We start from the raw sequence: 18642 nt of genomic DNA, 5'->3' as shown, positions 1-18642 counted from the left end.
GCTAATTTAGCAAATGTAATAATTCGAATTAAAAAATTGTATCTACGGTTGGATACAGACAGGAGTGTGGTTATGGACGAGAGACAAGTAGAACAGATTCTACAAAATCCCAAATTCAAGGAAATGGTTAGTCGTAAAAGTAAACTCAGTTGGACATTAACGGGCATTATGTTGGTTGTGTACGTTGGTTTCATGTTGTTAGTTGGTTACAACAAAGAGTTTCTAATGACTTCAGTCAGTGGTGGGGTGACCACGATTGGCATGCCATTAGGGCTAAGCATTATTGTATTGTCTTTTGTTTTATGTGGTGTGTATTCGTATATTTCGAATAACAAACTAGATGCATTAAATGAAGAAGCAATGCGTGAAGTTGAAGCCATTGCGCAAGAGAAAGGACAGCACTAATGAAATGGAATTCATTGAAAGCGCTTACAGTCGCTACGATAACACTGTTGGCTTCAAGCCTAGCAATCGCAAGCCCTGATTTAGGTGAGGCTCAACAGCAGGCGACAAACTGGCATGCCATTATCATGTTCGCAATTTTTGTGGGCTTTACATTGCTGATCACTAAATGGGCAGCAAAACAAACTACCAATACTGCTGACTTTTATACAGCGGGTGGCGGTATTTCGGGCTTCCAAAATGGTTTAGCAATTGCGGGTGACTATATGTCCGCAGCGTCATTCTTGGGTATTTCCGCAATGGTTTTCAGCTCAGGCTTTGATGGTTTGCTTTACTCACTTGGCTTCATGGTGGGCTGGCCAATCGTATTGTTCTTGGTTGCTGAGCGTCTACGTAACTTAGGTAAGTTCAACTTATCTGACGTGGTGTCATTCCGTTTAGCTGAAAAACCAGTACGTACACTTGCTGCGGTGAGTTCATTGGTGGTGGTTGCATTCTATCTGATCGCTCAGATGGTGGGTGCAGGTCAGCTGATCAAACTGTTATTTGGTTTGAACTATAACATTGCGGTGGTGATTGTGGGTCTTCTAATGATGGCTTACGTGATCTTCGGTGGGATGTTGGCAACGACTTGGGTGCAGATTATTAAAGCTGTAATGCTTTTGTCTGGTGCAACATTCATGGCTTTCATGGTGATGAAAGGCGTGGGCTTCAGCTTCTCTGAAATGTTCTCTCAATCAATTCAAGTTTTCTCTAAAGTTCATGATATTTCTTTAGCAGAAGCGGGCAATATTATGGGCCCTGGTAAACTTGCAGCGAACCCAATTGATGCGATTTCTTTAGGTCTTGCATTAATGTTCGGTACAGCAGGTCTTCCACACATCTTGATGCGTTTCTTTACTGTTAAAGATGCTAAAGAAGCACGTAAATCAGTGGTTGTTGCAACAGGTTTCATTGGTTACTTCTACCTATTAACTTTCATCATTGGCTTTGGTGCGATCCTTTATGTATCGAATAACCCTCAGTTCCTTGATGTTGCGAAAATGGCAGTAACTGGCAAGCTTGAGCTTGTAGGTGGTAACAACATGGCTGCGGTGCACTTGTCTGACGCTCTTGGCGGTGACTTGTTCATGGGCTTCATTTCAGCGGTAGCATTCGCAACAATTCTTGCCGTAGTAGCTGGTTTGACATTGTCTGGTGCTTCAGCAATTTCACATGACTTGTATGCAAACGTATTCAAGAAAGGTCAAACAACCCCTGAATCTGAACTTCGTATGTCTAAAATCGCGACTTTAGGTCTTGCTATTTTTGCGATGATTTTAGGAATTCTGTTCGAGAAGCAAAACGTAGCCTTCATGGTGGGTCTAGCATTCTCTGTAGCAGCATGTGCAAACTTCCCAGTACTTGTACTTTCAATGTTCTGGAAAGGTTTAACCACACGTGGTGCGGTGATTGGTGGCGTGGTTGGTCTAGCAACTGCAGTAACATTGATTATCTTATCTAAAGCGGTTTGGGTAGATACCTTGGCTATCTCTGAAACCCCAGTGAACCCATTCAATGGTCCAGCAATCTTTGCTATGCCATTGGCGTTCTTCTGCTGCTGGTTGTTCTCTGTGACTGATAATTCAGCACAAGCTCAAGCAGAACGTAAAGCATTTGATGCGCAGTATGTACGTTCACAAACAGGTATTGGTATCTCAGGTGCTTCAGATCACTAATCTGAACCTGATAAAAAAGCCCCAACTGATGGGGCTTTTTTTTTGTGGGTAGCTCTGAACTTTTGACCGCAAACTGTCTTTTATCTAGACATTGTTAGATGGAGGTATTAGCGGAAAAGTAAGTAAGATGAAAAGGAACGTGATGACATCTACAAAAACCATGAGCTTCCTATTTTATTCATGTTAAATTAACCACGTAGAACAAAAATGAACCACACTGGGCTTTAAAAAATAATAACTTGGATGGCTAGATATGCAGGTATTGGTCGACTTTTGGAAAGGTTTCCGCTTACTCCCTTCAGCATGGCTGCTGTTACTGCAATTTATGATGCTGATCTTGGCGATGCTGAGTGGACATAGTTTGTCTTTGCGTGTCTTGGTTTGGGGCTTAGGTGTATTGGTGTTATTGATGATTGCCAAAGTCATACGCCAAACCCCAGTATTTACCATTCTAGGGCTGAGTTTTGTCGGTGGAGCCCTGTTCTTTTCCTTATTGATTTTGTTGGGTGCCACGCATCCGATGCTCTTGGTGATTAGTCATGCCTTTGAAGCAATGGCGTATTTTATTGCGGCCTATGGCTTGTTGCGCTATATGTTCGCAGACCGTTATCTGACCAAAGATGAGCTTTTTGCAGCGGGTGCAGTGTTTACCCTTATCGCATGGGGCTTTGCTTTTCTATATAGCATTTGTCAGATTTTGGAGCCCAATAGCTTTTTAAATCCCAATGTGGTGGGCGCACAGTCATGGCTAGATTTATTATTTTTAAGTTTTAGTTTGCAGTCGGCAACGGGCTTGTCTGATTTAATGCCGCTAACACCACTGGCCCGTATGATTGCCATGTTACAGATGTTTTGTGGCGTCATGTATTTTGCGCTAATTGTCTCTCGTTTAATCGCATTGCAATATATTCAGCATCGACCCAATGATCATAAAGAAAATTAAACTGTTACAGGATTCGCACTGCCTTATTTTTAAACATAAATTATGATGGTTCTGAATCGTTAAACTTTAAACAATTCACTTTTCAGTCTGAATCAGACTCGTCTCATTAACCATCTTGGTTATATCTTTGTATTAAAAATAATTTTCTGGGGGAATTATGCCTTCCATAAAACCATCATTGTTTGCGAACGTCAAACAGAATGTATTTCTTAGCACGGTCGTGATTCTAGTGCTTTTTCTAGCCTTAATTCTTTTTGACCCAAGCGGGTTTGAGGCTTTGACCAAACATTTAAATCAATGGATTATTGATTCATTTAGCTGGTTTTATGTCTTAGCCGTTGCATTATTTCTCATCATACTGGTATTTATTGCACTCTCCGACATGGGGAAGATCAAACTTGGTCCAGACCATAGTTTACCTGAATATAGCAGTGGTTCTTGGTTCGCCATGCTATTTACCGCGGGTATGGGGATTGGTCTCATGTTCTTTGGTGTGGCTGAACCCGTGATGCACTATGTCAATCCGCCCACGGGCGATGGACAAACTGTAGATGCTGCACAACAAGCGATGCGCATCACCTTTTTCCATTGGGGATTACATGCATGGGCCATTTATGCGCTTGTGGGCTTGTCACTGGCTTATTTCTCTTTCCGACATAATTTGCCTTTAAAAGTTCGCTCCGCTTTATATCCTTTGGTCGGTAAAAAAATTTATGGTGCAACGGGAGATGCGGTTGATACTTTTGCAACCTTAGGCACTATTTTTGGGATCGCTACTACACTTGGATTTGGGGTAACTCAAATTAACTCGGGACTGAATTATTTATTTGGTATCCAGCAAAATATCGGGATTCAGGTCGGACTGATTATCTTTGTCACTTTTTTGGCTTCACTCTCGGTCGGTTTTGGTTTAGATAAAGGCATTAAACGTCTGTCTGAACTGAACTTAGTACTCGCATTGGTGTTATTACTGTTTGTCTTTTTTGCCAGTTCTTCTATTTATATCCTACAAACTAGCATTCAAAATGCAGGGCAATATGTTTCCAACTTATTTGCCATGACCTTCAACTTATATGCCTATCAACCGAATGGTTGGATTGGTGGTTGGACGATTATGTATTGGGCTTGGTGGATTTCGTGGTCGCCTTTTGTGGGGATGTTTATTGCCCGAGTGTCTAAAGGTCGAACCATTCGCGAGTTTATTGTTGGGGTGCTGTTCATTCCTACAGGTTTTACGCTGATTTGGATGGGCTTTATGGGAAATGCGGCACTGTTCAGTATTATTCAAGAAGGCCACACTTCTTTAATTACTGCGGTACAACAAGATTCATCGGTTGCACTATTTGAATTTTTAACTCATTTGCCTTTCGTTCAAATATCAAGTCTGATTGCGACCGTTCTGGTGGTGTTATTCTTTGTCACTTCTGCTGACTCAGGTTCATTGGTGATTGATTACTTAACTGCAGAAACAGAAAATTCACCTTTATGGCAACGGTTGTTTTGGACCATTCTGATTGCTTTACTGTCGATTATCCTACTGATGGCAGGTGGGCTGTCCGCCTTACAATCGGCCACAATTATGAGTGCTTTACCGTTTACTTTGATTATGCTGTTGGTCTGCTGGGGCTTATTGAAAGCACTACGTTTAGATGTCACCAAAATGCGTGCACTGCAAGATGCGCGAATTACCCCTCGTGCGATTCAAAATCCACGCAGTTGGCAACAGCGTCTAGGTCTGATTATGCATTATCCGCATACTCAGCTTGAGGTGGAGCAGTTTATTGAACAGCGGGTGCAAGCTGCTTTTTCGGCGGTACAAAAGGAATTCCAGCGTCGTCAATTAGACGTGACCATTCAACAGATTGAGCATGGCTTGCAGTTACGCGTAGATCACCATAATGAAATTAACTTCATCTATCAGGTGGTTGCCCGTGAAACGCAACCGCCAAGTTTTATGGCGGATAGACTGGAGGAACAGCAGTTCTATCAGGCTGAGGTTTTCTTAAGAGAAGGCGGGCAGAATTATGATGTGATGGATTGGACTTTAGAAGATCTACTGCAAGATATTATTGACCAGTACGAACGTCATTTACATTTCTTAAATTTAGTCAGAACCACAAACTAAAAAAAGGACGCTTCAAGCGTCCTTTTTTTTATTCAGTTTCTAAATTGAATTAGAAGCGGAATTTAGCATTTACGCCAACAGTTTGTGTATCGAGATTTTCGATTTCTTTAGCGTTAGCATTTACATAGCTTGCGCCTACAGCAACTGCTGGAGTGATGAAGTAGTTAACGTTTGCACCCCAAGCTGAGTCAGGAGTACCTGCAAAGCTTGATTCAGCATAAGATGCGCCTACGCTCAATTTAGGCGTTAAGTACAAATCAGTTTTTAATTGGTAAGCAGTGTCGTCGCCATAAACAAGACCAGCTTCTAAACCAAGTGCCATGTTTGTACCGTCGATGTTACCTACATATTTAGTACGTGCAGTGATTGCGTCTTGGTCTTCACCAATTGTTGCGGTTTCACCAACAGCTTTAACAACACCATTGCTCATTACATTGAACGCATCAAGAGCAAATTGGTCAGCAACGCTAGTATAACCTACAGCAACCAAGAAGTTCGGAGCAGCTAAAGCACCCACTTCAAGTGCATAACGGTCACCATTGTCATCAGGCGTTTCGCTGTTTTTACCATCTAAAATAGTGTGGCTGTAAGATGCGCTTGCATATACAGGAACAACTTTAGTTGGGATATACGCTTCAGCTTTTGCACCGTAGTTGTGAGCGATGAAATCAGTACCTTCAGAGCCTAATTCAGCATAGTTATATGCCAAAGAAACATTTGAAGCTTGGTTTAAAAAAGCAGCTTCAGCTAAAGGACCTTTAGATGAATCAACATCTTTAAAGTAGAAAGTACCTTGTAAACCGCCAGTAAAATCTTTGTCATTTGCATCAGATGCATCGATGTATTCAGATTGACCCTGTACTTCGAATTGGTATGCTTGAGCACCGGTCATGGCTAATAATAAAGCAGTGGCTAAACCGAGTTTTTTCATGATATTTACCAGTTTGTTAACATTGGATTAAACAATGAACATTCTATTGTAACAATTTATTAAGTCAATGAACTCTAATGACATTATAATATTGAGTAAATGCTCTAATTATGATATTGATTAAAAAGTACTCAAATAAACAGATCCATGTCAACCAAAAAAAACTTATGTCAGAACAATAGGGTATATCTATTTATAAAACAGAGAATGCGCAATATTGAATTATCCTGAACTGATTCTTTAATTGATAAATTAGATTGAATTAATAATAACAAACGGTAAAAAAACTAATAAAGTCCCCTTTAAACACTTCAATTTTGTGACATAAATCATGTAAATGCTTAAATTTAGTGCATTAAAACGGCTTTTTGCTTGCATAATGTACATATCTGCAAGTCATTTGTGAGAATTCTCACAATTTTTGTGCAATTATATCAATTCATAGTGCTTTACTTGGCTTTACAATCGAGCAGATTTATTTCATAATTATTTTAGCGAATCATTTAACAATATCGTTGTTTTCTGAGAAGCTAATTCTCCTCAAACAGTTTTTGTTTATATGCCCAACTTTCCCCAAGGTTGGGCTTTTTTTTATTTAAAATTCAGAGACTTTTATTTTATAAGCAGGCAAAGGGTTAAAATATTTTTTGAACTAAAATAGTGCATAATTTTGTTAGATACATTCATTCATATTTTAACATGGCATAAAAAAACCCAATCTTTTGAGGAGATTGGGTTTTCTTGCCAAAACTTGTGGGAAAATTAGAATATTTGCTGAGAGTATATTTTAATTCGCCCCAATGTTGTGCATTATGCACCATAATGTTGCGTATGTAAATATGTCATCTTCAAATGTAAGCGTCTAAAAAAATATTGAAAGAAATTCATCTTTAACATGAAAGTTATTAATGATTGATTTCCTTAGCTTTCATTTGTATTTGAGTATGAGCCTCAAGGAATTTTGCATGAATGAATACTAAAAACTAGGCAAAACAAAGAATTAATGACTTAAATAAGAGATATATTGTTTGTATAATGAGCATTATTGATTATATTTTTTTCTTTTTTCAGAATAGGGGGTGTAGTTTAAGTATGCGAGAAGTACGCTCTGAACATCTGAGTAAAAAGTTATATGTCGCAATGAGCATTATTATTTTGTCATTGTGTAGTCTTTCTATTCCCTTGATGGTCAAAAGTTATAATGATTATATAAAAGCTAACCAAGCACTCATTGAGATACAAGCTTTGCAAGCAGTAGCTGATCTTGCCAATAAAATTTCGCGAGAGCGTGCACCAGCGAACAAAGTGATGTCGAGTAATCAACAAGACTTTGCTAAACATGTCTTGGAGCTAAAAGCATATCGGGCTAACGTCGATGGACAAATGCGTAGTACCCAGAAAATTCTTAAAAAATCGGGGTTTTCTAATTTAAATTTAGACTTATTTTCTCAGCTCGAACAAGCATTAGCACAGGGAAGACAGCAAGTAGATCAATATGCAGCTTTGCCACGTGAGCAACGTAATGCAGAAAAAATGGATCAAGCTATTTTAAAAATGTTTACGGCTTGGGAGCGTAGCCATGATGTTTTAAAAGATGTGATTGCCGTTTCAGAAGGAAAAGACACGGCCATTTCAAATTTTTATACGCAAATTTTGTTATTGGCAGATTTAAGGGATCAAGCTGGGCGGGCAGCATCAAATGTCATGGCGCATGTAACCTTTGAACAACCGATTCCTGAAACCAACTTGGCGCGTTCCTTACAAACACGTAAGCAAGTCATGTACTTGTGGGAGCTGATTGATACCCTCCAACCTGAACGTGATAAAACCCCTGAATTCAAGGCATTACATCAAGCTGTTTATAATGAGTTCTTAGCCAAAGGATTGTTGATTGTTGAGCGACTGATGAATGAAAGTATTTATCATCGGCCATATTATTTAACGGGAACACAACTTACCGAGGTGATTGTTGATAAATTCACCACGGTTGTGGATTTGCAGAATTATTTACTCAAATATAGTGTGGAAAAAGCTACACTTGAAAAACGTAAGGCTAAAAATGTTTTGCTCACGACTGTAAGTATTTCATTAGTCTCGATTATTGCTGCGTTATTCACTATGATTTATGCACAAAAAAGAGTTTTTGCTCCATTAATTCAGGCGCGGGAAATCCTTCTCGATTTGTCTAATTCGAGTATGCGTTCTAACGATTTAGAGTCTAAAGATCAATCCGCCAATGTACATTCATTGTTTACAGCGATACAGCAGCTTAAACACACGCTTCAGCAACGGGATGCATTGGAATTTCGGTTGAAAAATATTGCACATTTGGATTCTTTAACAGGCGTCGCAAACCGTTATGCGCTTAACGAGTACATTAAGCTTTTGGAAAATCAGCCGACGCAGTTTTCTGAAACTTGTTTAATGATGATGGATATTGATTATTTTAAACAAGTGAATGATGTTCATGGGCATTTGGTGGGTGACCAAGTCATTCAGTTTGTGGCTGAGAAATTAAAAGATAATATTCGGACTTCTGATTTGTTGGTGCGTTATGGCGGCGATGAATTTATTGTACTCATTGAAAACATTAGCATGGAACGTGCTTTAAAAATTGCTGAGAAGATTCGCTGTGAAATTTATGAAGCAGCATCAATGGATTCAACACGTAGTCCAGATTTGAGTGTGACCATAAGTATTGGTGTTGCGATTGGAGCTGCGAGTTGGACTGAACTTTTGGAGAAAGCCGATCGTGCCTTGTTTCAAGCTAAAGAGCAGGGGAAAAATAAGGTGGCGAGTTAATGTATCGGAGATATTTATATCCACATAATGAGTAAAAATAGACTTCTTCCATAAATAAAAAGATGATCATTTTTTTATTTATGGAAGAGGTCTATTTTAAATGTAATTTAAAGTTTTACTATTTTGGGTGTCATTGCATAATAATAAGTCGATAAATATTATTTAAAGTGGATTCTGCTTTAGTGTAACATTATTTTAAATGATCCATCATATGCGGGTACTTTATCCATCGGTAAGAATTAACATTAAACTCTCTAACATAGGTGAAATCAGACCAAATTAATTTACTTCCTTTGGTCCATTTTAGAGACTGGATGCGAGCGTTCACTCGTAATTTCTCGTCTTCTGTCGCGGGCCTTAATTCTCCTAGTTCTGCATAGATTCTTACCCCAGGATAGGAGCTAAATTGTCCTTTAATAAAAGATGATAGCCAAAATAATTTGCTTGAATTTACAGCACTGATACAAACATTTTTATTTTGCTTTAAGTTTTCTGCTAATTGTTGAGAGAATGCATCAAATAGAAATCCTGTTCCATCATCATTCAAAAAGACAGTTCCAATTGGAGTAATATTTGGTATCCCATCGCGAGAAACACTAGCAATATTCGCATGCATATTTGCTTGCTGTGCTTTAGAAAAAACATTTTTAATTGTATTCCAGTTATTTGTATCTATAACCATTCTTATTTTTCCTTATTCTATATTTGTAGATATTTTTAAAATGAAATTGAATAAATCATTAATTGTAATTTTTTTAGGCGACAGTTATTGAATCTCCCCTAACCCCTCTTTGATAAAGAGGGGAACACCATTTGATTAGTAATGGGAACTCCCTCCTTTTTAAAAGGAGGGTTGGGGAGGATTTACTACTTCAACATCGGCTTCAAAAACTTCGCTGTATGCGAAATTTTATTCTTCGCAACCTGTTCAGGCGTTCCTTCCGCGATAATCATCCCGCCACCTGAACCTCCTTCTGGACCTAAGTCCACAATCCAGTCTGCGGTTTTAATCACATCCAAATTATGTTCAATCACCACAATGGTATTGCCCTTATTCCGTAGCTCATGCAGGATATCTAAAAGCTTAGCAATATCGTGGAAATGTAGACCTGTAGTTGGTTCATCCAAGATATACAGCGTTTTACCCGTATCACGTTTCGCTAGTTCACGAGCCAGCTTCACACGCTGTGCTTCACCACCTGATAGTGTAGTTGCAGACTGGCCTAAGCGAATATAGCCTAAACCGACTTGATTTAAGGTTTCCAAACGACGGTGAATGACAGGAATCGCGTCGAAGAAATGCATGGCGTCTTCCACCGTCATTTCCAACACATCCGAAATATTCTTGCCTTTATAACCGACTTCTAAGGTTTCACGGTTATAGCGTTTACCATGACAGTTATCACAAGGCACATACATATCAGGTAGAAAGTGCATTGCGACTTTGATCATGCCGTCACCCTCACAGGCTTCACAGCGACCACCTTTCACGTTAAATGAGAAACGCCCTGCGGCATAGCCACGTGCTTTGGCTTCTTGAGTCTGTGCAAAGAGTTCACGAATTGGGGTGAATAAACCGGTATAGGTTGCAGGGTTGGAGCGAGGTGTACGACCGATCGGACTTTGGTCGATATCAACTACTTTATCAAGGAATTGCAGACCATCTATCGAGTCAAACTTTTCTGCGGTTAAAGTGGTTGCACCATTCAGTTGAGTCGCTGCCAAAGGCAATAATGTACGGTTAATCAAGGTTGATTTACCCGAACCAGACACACCTGTGACACAGGTCATCACGCCTAAAGGAATAGTTAAATCTACATTTTGTAGGTTATGACCCGCAGCACCCATCAATTTAATTTGTTCATCAGGCTTTGGTGGTTCAGTACGTTTTTTCGGAACTTCAATTTTCAGTTTACCTGATAAATACTGACCTGTGAGCGAGTCTGTATTCGCGAGAATTTCATCATACGTCCCTTCAGCAATCACATGACCACCATGAATCCCTGCACCTGGACCAATATCAATAATATGGTCTGCTGCCCGAATCGCATCTTCATCATGCTCAACCACTAACACTGTGTTGCCTAAGTCGCGTAAGCGAACCAAAGTTTCCAGCAAACGGTCGTTATCACGCTGATGCAGACCAATAGATGGCTCATCGAGGACATACATCACGCCCATTAAACCTGCGCCAATTTGTGAAGCTAGACGAATACGTTGCGCTTCACCACCAGACAAGGTTTCTGCTGAACGCGATAGGCTTAAATAGTTTAGACCCACAGAGACCAAGAAATGCAGGCGCTCACGAATTTCTTTAAAAATCTTATCGGCAATTTCACCTTTAGCCCCATCAAGATTTAAGTCCTGATAATAGCTTTCAGCATCGCCAATCGACATTTTGGTAATTTGGGCAATGGTTTTGTCTTTGACACGAACATGACGTGAAATTTCGTTCAGACGTGAGCCACCGCAAGCATCACAGGCCGCATTGGATAAATACTGTGCCAAATCATCACGAACATAGTTACTTTCAGTTTCGCGGTAACGACGTTCTAAGTGCGGCAAAATTCCTTCAAAGGCTTGTACGCGGTTATGTTTACGACCACGTTCATCTATGTAACTGAGATCAACTTTTTCTTTGCCTGTACCATAGAGGAATTTCTTTTTAGTATCGGCATCCAGTTCATTCCAAGGCGTATCCAAAGAAAAACCAAAATGCGCCGCCACTTTTTCAATCATGCTGTAGTAGTACGGGCGTTGTCTGTCCCAACCACGAATCGCGCCTTGGCTAATGGAAACTTCTGGGCTTGGAATGAGTTTTTCAGCACTAAAATGGCTACGAGTCCCTAAACCATCGCAGGTTGGACAGGCACCAAAGGGGTTGTTAAATGAAAATAAACGTGGTTCCAGTTCTGCAACAGCACGGTCACATTCAGGACACGAGTGTTTAGCCGAAAAGACCCGATCGGGATGTTCACCGTTCATCCACGAGAGAATGGCAATATCACCACCGAGACGTAGAGCAGTTTCAAAAGATTCTGCAATACGGTTGCCGAGGTCATCACGGACTTTGAAACGATCCACCACCACTTCAATGGTGTGCTTTTTCTTTTTATCGAGTTCTGGGATCGGGTCGAGATCTACAATTTCACCATCGACACGGGCACGCACAAAACCTTGACTTTGTAGTTGTTCGAACAGGTTTGAATATTCACCTTTACGTTCCCGCACGACTGGCGCCAGCAGCATCAGGGCGGTCCCTTCATCTAATCCTTTTACTGCATCGACCATTTCCGACACAGTCTGAGCCACCATCGGCAAATCATGTTCTGGGCAAAACGGTGTGCCGACACGTGCGTAGAGTAGACGTAAATAGTCATAAATTTCGGTAATGGTGCCCACCGTAGAGCGTGGGTTGTGGCTGGTCGACTTTTGTTCAATCGCAATTGCAGGGCTTAAGCCTTCAATTGAGTCAACTTCAGGTTTTTCCATTTGTGATAGAAACTGGCGCGCATAGGCCGAGAGCGATTCGACATAACGACGCTGACCTTCGGCGTACAGTGTATCAAATGCAAGCGACGACTTACCTGAACCAGAAAGTCCCGTGATCACCACGAATTTGTCGCGGGGAATATCAAGGTTCACATTTTTTAAGTTATGGGTACGTGCGCCTCGAATACGGATATGACTTTGGCTCATAAAACTATCTCGAAATTGTGCAGATAAAGGAGGTATATGATAACGACTTATGCTTTGTTCAAGTGTTACAGATGATTTTATAGCGACAAATTATGTCGGCTAGAAGAAAAAATGCTGCTGATAGACTGTAGCTAGATTTGATGGTCGAGACAAGTCTCAAAGTAGAGTGACAGACTGAGAGTTGGAGATGAAAAGTTTGATATAAATATAGGAATAGAAGAAACATTAAAAATGTTAGGTGTATGGCAAAGCTAAAATGCTGTTGTCATTTGTATCGTTTGTCATACGCCTGAATGAGATCGTAATAGTTATGCTCTTATGCTGCGACTAACATGCGATGGCATAGCTACGTTCAAAGATTGAATCGACTGTTTCAAAAGCAAAAGGACGCGCGATGTCATGATGAATTCGCGCATAAAAATTAACCTCATGCTCAAGGGTTTGCAAGAAAGTGTCGTAGTCATCTTCAAAGTCAGGTAAGTCGAGTAAATCTTGTTGCCGACTTAAAAGACAATGATATTTTTTAATAAAAGCTAACATCAGTTTTTGAATGTGTGGATTGGTATAATAAATCAGATAGGTCGCGGCAGAACCGCAGTGTAAACAGCCTTTTTCAAGATAAATTTCTTCGTTATTTAGCCAGCAGCATTGTACGGTAAAAAATGCACGAATGGCTTCAGTACCTAGAGTATCAGGATGCATGGGAATGGCCCTCGAAAGTTAATTATGCAAATGATAATTATTATCATTGGTGAAGTTTAGTTTTAAATCCTTAAAATAGCAATCGCGTCATCTGAAAAAATACGATGTTTGGGCAATAAAAAAGCCCCGAAGAGTTCAGGGCTTTTGGGATCATTTGAGCTTTTAAGCGTGGTCTAAACCGAGCCATTGCTGTTGTTTATAAGCGCTGTCCCAAAATAACCATTCCAGTTCAGCCCCTTTACGGTAGGCTTTATGCATTTTCTCAATGGTATCGGCATCACAACGTGCAGCTACTTTATCAATGGTTGCAATCACATTGCGCACAGCTTGATTGAATTCTTCTCCAGCATAAGTATCAATCCAGGCTTGGTATGGGTTGTTAGCGATAGAGTTGCCCACAATGTCTTTACCGACTTCAGCATAAATCCAAAAACAAGGTAAGAGTGCCGCTAACACCACAGGATAGCTTTCAGACCATGCTGTTGCGGTTAAAAAAGAAGTGTAATGATGACAAGCTAATGTCAAAGGAGTTTCTTCAAATTGTTGTTTTGAAATCCCAAAGTTTTTCATAAAACCATCGTGCAAGCTGCGTTCCACTACAATTGCTTCTTTGGCCCCTTGGCTAAACTGAATAATGTCATCAGCATCATAAGCTTTGGCGCCACATACGGCGAGCGCGCGACCATAAGCCACCAAGTAATGTGCATCTTGGATGACATAATGACAAAACGCTTCTTTATTCAAGCTACCTGAAGCCAATTCTTGGTTAAAAGGCAAAGCCAATGTTTTTTGATATAAGTCGACATTACGTTGCCAAACATCTTGAGAAAAAGCCATTAATTTATCCTGAGAAAAGCCGAAATATGGGCAAGACTATAACAACTGTTGACTCGGAAGAACAATCCAACACTGTGTGGTGAGGAAATAAGTAAAAATTAACGAAGATGTTTTGGTTTCATCTACAAAAACGGTCATAATTGCGACCATAAAACTCAACCTGATTTTTAAGTTTTAGTTAATTTCCAAATTTTTTAAAGGTCGATCTGTCATGATGAAACATTTTGGTTTCTCTATCATTTTTACGATCGTGTGTCTTGCGTTGTCTGCGTACTGGGGTTTTACCCATGGACCAGAAGCGGGCTTAAAGACCATGTTTACTGCACTGACTATTACTGCCATTTTAGCGGTGATGGAAGTCTCTTTATCTTTTGATAATGCTGTGGTCAATGCGTCCGTGTTACGTGGTTGGGATCATTTTTGGAAAATGTTATTCCTTACCGTGGGTATTTTAGTCGCTGTATTTGGTATGCGCTTAATCTTCCCTGTCGCAATTGTGGCGGTAACTGCAGATATGGGCTTCGTTGAAGTCGTTCAATTGGCGTTAAATGATCCGAAGACTTATTCACAACGTTTGATGGATCATCATCCTGAAATTGCTGCATTTGGTGGCGCGTTTTTATTGTTAGTGTTTCTTAACTTCTTTTTGGATGAAGGTAAAGATACGCACTGGTTCCGCTGGTTGGAGCGTCGTTTGGCAAACTTGGCCAATGTCCCTGCAATGTCTGTATTCTTGGCCTTGATTGCACTCTTGGTGATGGCGGCGAATGTTGATGAAGCCAAACGTCTAGTCGTGACTATGGCAGGAATCTGGGGCATCGTGGTTTATATTGGTGTACAGGTATTGAGCCATTTACTCGGTGGCGAGCCTGAAATTGATGAAGATGGTAATGCAATTGTGCATGATGCCAATGGCGCAACGACAGGTGTCGTTAAAGCGGGTATCGGTGGTTTCTTATACCTCGAAGTTCTCGACGCATCGTTCAGTTTCGATGGTGTGATTGGTGCCTTTGCCATTACTTCTGATGTCGTGATTATCATGTTGGGCCTTGCCATTGGTGCGATCTTTGTGCGTTCGATGACCATTTACTTGGTCGAAAAAGGCACCTTGGATGCTTATGTCTTCCTTGAACATGGTGCGCACTATGCAATTGGTGCTTTGGCATTTATTATGCTGGCAAGTGGTACAGGTCTTCATGTTCCTGAAATTGTTACAGGTTTAATTGGTGTAGCCTTTATTGTTTGGGCCGTGATTGCGTCTATCCAATATCAAAAACATCAAGCCGTTTAAAGCAGCTTGTTTTGAACCGAAGAAAAGCGCAGCTCAGGCTGCGCTTTTTGTTTTTCAGATCAGGAACGCTTTTATTAAATATAAAATTCATGTCGCTAGTCGGATTGAATAGCCTATAATCTTGATCCAAGATTAATTCAATACAGTCTGTCTTCGTTTATGATGAATGCTTTAGAACGTCGTTCAACTTTTGCCTTAAGCAGTATTTTTGCCTTACGCATGTTGGGTTTGTTCATGATCATCCCTGTCTTTTCTGTAGCAGGGCAGACTTATGAATATGCAACACCTGCACTGCTCGGTTTAGCTGTGGGGATTTATGGTTTAACCCAAGCTATTCTACAGATTCCGTTTAGTCTGATTGCTGACCGTTATAGTCGGAAGCCTTTGGTGGTTTTTGGGCTGCTTCTGTTTGCTTTGGGCGGTGCAATTGCGGCAATGTCAGACACTATTTATGGGGTGATTATTGGTCGTGCTATTGCTGGTGGTGGTGCTGTTTCTGCTGTGGTGATGGCGCTCCTCGCCGATGTGACCCGTGAAGAAAACCGCATGAAAGCCATGGCAACCATGGGGATGAGTATCGGGGTTTCTTTTGCTGTAGCCTTTAGTTTGGGGCCGTGGCTTACAGGTTTGGTGGGTATTTCAGGTTTGTTTTGGGTAACGACCATCATGGGCTTGGCCGCCATTTCAATGTTGCTGTTGGTTCCAAAAGTTACCCGCCACCATCGAAATTTTGATCAAGGTTATTTGGCTCAGCTCAAACAAGTTTTAAAAATGGGTGATCTGAACCGCCTGCATGTATCAGTGTTTAGCTTACATTTATTGCTGACAGCAATGTTTATTTATGTCCCATCACAGTTGATTGATTTTGCCAAAATTCCACTCAATTCGCATGGTTGGGTGTACTTGCCATTGTTGGTGATTAGCCTGTTTTTTGCTTTCCCAAGTATTGTATTGGCTGAAAAATACCGCAAGATGCGTGGCATCTTTTTAACTGCGATTGGCGGTATTATTTTAGGCCTAGGCATTCTAATTTTTGGTTTTGAGTCAAAGTATATTTTGCTCACGGGTTTGGGCTTATTCTTTATTGCTTTTAATGTTATGGAGGCGTTGTTGCCCTCATGGTTATCGAAAGCCGCACCAATTCAGTCTAAAGCCACCGCGATGGGCGTAAATGCCAGCAGCCAGTTTTTAGGCGCTTTTTTTGGTGGCGTTACAGGTGGACAATTATTGTTATTAAACAATACTGCTTTGGGCTGGAGTATTCTGACTGGACTTGCCATTATTTGGTTATTGATTAGTTTTGGTTTGGCGCAGCCACGCTATTTATCTTCGATGGTGCTACGTTTACCTGAACATAAACAAACAGATGAATGGACTTCCCAACTTTTAGCGATTCGTGGTATTGAAGAGGTCGTGGTGATGTCTGATCAGCAAGTGGCGTATGTCAAGGTCGATAAGCAGCAAATAGATGATGCGACGCGACAAGATTTAACGCAGTTGTTAGGGAAAGAGGTAGCCATTTAAGCATAACTCTTATAAAGTAAATAATAGAAATAGATAGGAAGTAAACATCAGATGCGCGGTGTAAATAAAGTTATTTTAGTGGGCACATTAGGCCGAGATCCAGAGACGAAAACTTTTCCAAATGGTGGTTCGTTGACTCAGTTTTCAATTGCAACCAGCGACTCTTGGACAGATAAAAGTACAGGTGAGCGTAAAGAGCAAACTGAATGGCATCGTATTGTGTTACACAACCGTCTAGGTGAAATTGCGCAACAATACCTGCGCAAAGGCTCAAAAGTGTATATTGAAGGTTCATTGCGCACGCGCCAGTGGACAGACCAAAATGGTCAAGAGCGTTACACCACAGAAATCCGTGGTGAGCAAATGCAGATGCTAGACAACAACCGTCAGCAAGGTGAGCAAATGCAAGGCGGAAATGATGGTTATGCACAACCACGTTTCAACAATAACCAAGGTGGAGGTTATAACAATAACAACCAAGGCGGTTATGGTGGCAATCAAGGTGGTAACAACCAACAAGGTGGTTATGCGAACAATAACCCAAGTGGTTTTGCACCAAAAGCAGCACCTCAGTCTGCGCCTGCAACAGCACCAGCGGATATGGATGATGACCTTCCGTTTTAACTGGTATCAGGTATAAACCTTGTACAAAGTGATCAAAAAGAACTTGATTGATATCAAGTTCTTTTTTTATGTGCAGAGAAACTCAGATATTTTGGATAAGGCACTTTGTTTATTTTAAAGGGCTTAAAAATTGAAATTAAGACAATCAAAAAGCGAAGCCTCTGGATGGATGTGTTGTGGGACAGGCTTTATCGGCTATACCGTTTTTATATTCTTTTTGCTCTCAGAAAGAACACATGGCATCCATTATTTTGAAAATCTTGCTTTATTTAATCAAAATATACTGTATTTTTTGGCCTTTCTCTTAGTTACGTTATCTATAGGGAAAAAGCGTCTATTTACAGATGGGCATGGAAATAGCCCCGTATGGGTGGATAGGTATGTTGCCCCATTTGTATTTTTTTTATTAGGTGTCATATTCCCTGCGATGTTTTTTATTCTGATAATTAAATAAGTTAAAGTGATCATTTAATATCGTAGATCTTGTATCAATGAATTTATACAGTTGCATTTTCAAGGGCTTTTCTGTTATGGATGTGCCTGCATTAAAGTGTCTTCATTGGAAACTCACAGTTAAATATTTGTTTTTTTATACTGTATTTTATTTTCTAAATATTGATCTGATAATTTAATTGTAATTCATCAGCATTTTTACCTCTAATTCCCCAGTTTTCTTTTGGGGTTTCAAATATTGTGATTTCAATATCATTGAAATCAATTCCACATAAATCATTAATGTTTTGAAATAGTGTGTTAATAAGGGCTTTTTTTGCTTCTTTTGTCCTGCCCTCAAACATAGAGATTTCGATAATGATGTAAGATTCTGTACGGTCTGATGGGTAAATAAAATGTTCTGATTCTAATGAAATGAAACGTTGAAACTTTTTTTCTATGGGATATTTCAGTGTTTTGGTTAACGCTTGGTGAATGGCAATACTTAGATGATCTCGATGTCTTTTTATGGTTTTATTTAAAGCATAGATTTTAATTTGGGCCATGACTTTCTCTATTTTTTAAAATGAAATTAATGGGGATAGATCATCA

15 protein-coding genes are annotated in these 18642 nt (G+C 40.2%); 9 read left to right on the top strand and 6 right to left on the bottom strand.

The window, feature by feature from the left end:
- The first annotated feature begins 72 nt into the window (after positions 1-72).
- The 4 genes from B9T36_RS08955 (at position 73) to betT (ending at position 5188) form a co-directional block, all read left to right on the top strand.
- Entirely contained in the window at positions 73-405 is a 333-nt protein-coding gene (locus B9T36_RS08955) for a DUF485 domain-containing protein (RefSeq protein ID WP_086209146.1), read from the top strand.
- Positions 405-2120 (top strand): cation acetate symporter, encoded by a 1716-nt coding sequence (locus B9T36_RS08950; RefSeq protein ID WP_086209145.1) that lies wholly within the window; start codon positions 405-407, stop codon positions 2118-2120. Before B9T36_RS08955 ends, B9T36_RS08950 begins: the two co-directional genes overlap by 1 nt.
- Positions 2121-2373: 253 nt before the next feature.
- Complete coding sequence (locus B9T36_RS08945) at positions 2374-3063, top strand: ion channel (RefSeq protein ID WP_086209144.1); 690 nt, start codon at positions 2374-2376, stop codon at positions 3061-3063.
- Positions 3064-3220: 157 nt separating this feature from the next.
- The gene (gene betT, locus B9T36_RS08940; protein WP_086209143.1) at positions 3221-5188 is read left to right on the top strand and encodes a choline BCCT transporter BetT; all 1968 of its coding nucleotides are present in this window, start codon (positions 3221-3223) and stop codon (positions 5186-5188) included.
- Positions 5189-5237: 49 nt separating this feature from the next.
- On the opposite strand, the gene omp33-36 is transcribed toward betT, so the two are convergent.
- On the bottom strand, positions 5238-6122 hold the full coding sequence (gene omp33-36, locus B9T36_RS08935) for a porin Omp33-36 (protein WP_265733399.1): 885 nt from the start codon (positions 6120-6122) through the stop codon (positions 5238-5240).
- Positions 6123-7211: 1089 nt separating this feature from the next.
- Between omp33-36 and B9T36_RS08930 the strand changes: the two genes are divergently transcribed.
- Entirely contained in the window at positions 7212-8921 is a 1710-nt protein-coding gene (locus B9T36_RS08930; RefSeq protein ID WP_086209141.1) for a GGDEF domain-containing protein, read from the top strand.
- A gap of 190 nt (positions 8922-9111) precedes the next feature.
- On the opposite strand, the gene B9T36_RS08925 is transcribed toward B9T36_RS08930, so the two are convergent.
- From B9T36_RS08925 to tenA, 4 genes are all read right to left on the bottom strand, one after another.
- Complete coding sequence (locus tag B9T36_RS08925) at positions 9112-9603, bottom strand: pyridoxamine 5'-phosphate oxidase family protein (protein WP_086209140.1); 492 nt, start codon at positions 9601-9603, stop codon at positions 9112-9114.
- 185 nt (positions 9604-9788) lie between these two features.
- Positions 9789-12620 (bottom strand): excinuclease ABC subunit UvrA, encoded by a 2832-nt coding sequence (gene uvrA / locus B9T36_RS08920; RefSeq protein WP_086209139.1) that lies wholly within the window; start codon positions 12618-12620, stop codon positions 9789-9791.
- A gap of 327 nt (positions 12621-12947) precedes the next feature.
- Positions 12948-13322, bottom strand: a complete 375-nt coding sequence (locus B9T36_RS08915) for a hypothetical protein (RefSeq protein WP_086209138.1) — start codon at positions 13320-13322, stop codon at positions 12948-12950.
- 162 nt (positions 13323-13484) lie between these two features.
- Positions 13485-14159 carry a thiaminase II gene (tenA, locus tag B9T36_RS08910; protein ID WP_086209137.1) on the bottom strand — a complete coding sequence of 225 codons (675 nt, stop codon included), beginning with the start codon at positions 14157-14159 and terminating at the stop codon, positions 13485-13487.
- Positions 14160-14370: 211 nt separating this feature from the next.
- Here tenA and B9T36_RS08900 point away from each other — a divergent pair, with 211 nt between their 5' ends.
- From B9T36_RS08900 to B9T36_RS08885, 4 genes are all read left to right on the top strand, one after another.
- The gene (locus tag B9T36_RS08900; protein WP_086209136.1) at positions 14371-15450 is read left to right on the top strand and encodes a DUF475 domain-containing protein; all 1080 of its coding nucleotides are present in this window, start codon (positions 14371-14373) and stop codon (positions 15448-15450) included.
- Positions 15451-15609: 159 nt separating this feature from the next.
- Entirely contained in the window at positions 15610-16974 is a 1365-nt protein-coding gene (locus B9T36_RS08895; protein WP_086209135.1) for an MFS transporter, read from the top strand.
- A 51-nt stretch (positions 16975-17025) separates the two neighbouring features.
- A complete protein-coding gene (ssb, locus tag B9T36_RS08890) occupies positions 17026-17598 on the top strand; it encodes a single-stranded DNA-binding protein (RefSeq protein ID WP_086209134.1) in 573 nt (190 codons plus the stop codon).
- Positions 17599-17728: 130 nt separating this feature from the next.
- The gene (locus B9T36_RS08885; RefSeq protein WP_139841354.1) at positions 17729-18052 is read left to right on the top strand and encodes a hypothetical protein; all 324 of its coding nucleotides are present in this window, start codon (positions 17729-17731) and stop codon (positions 18050-18052) included.
- A gap of 154 nt (positions 18053-18206) precedes the next feature.
- Here B9T36_RS08885 and B9T36_RS08880 read toward each other — a convergent pair whose 3' ends face one another.
- Complete coding sequence (locus B9T36_RS08880) at positions 18207-18596, bottom strand: tautomerase family protein (RefSeq protein WP_086209132.1); 390 nt, start codon at positions 18594-18596, stop codon at positions 18207-18209.
- Between the last annotated feature and the right edge of the window lie 46 nt (positions 18597-18642).

Source organism: Acinetobacter sp. ANC 4204 (assembly GCF_002135205.1).
In the GTDB taxonomy this organism is placed as follows: Bacteria; Pseudomonadota; Gammaproteobacteria; order Pseudomonadales; family Moraxellaceae; genus Acinetobacter.
The sequence above is the reverse complement of the archived record's forward strand: the minus strand, read 5'-3'. Positions and strand labels throughout refer to the sequence as shown.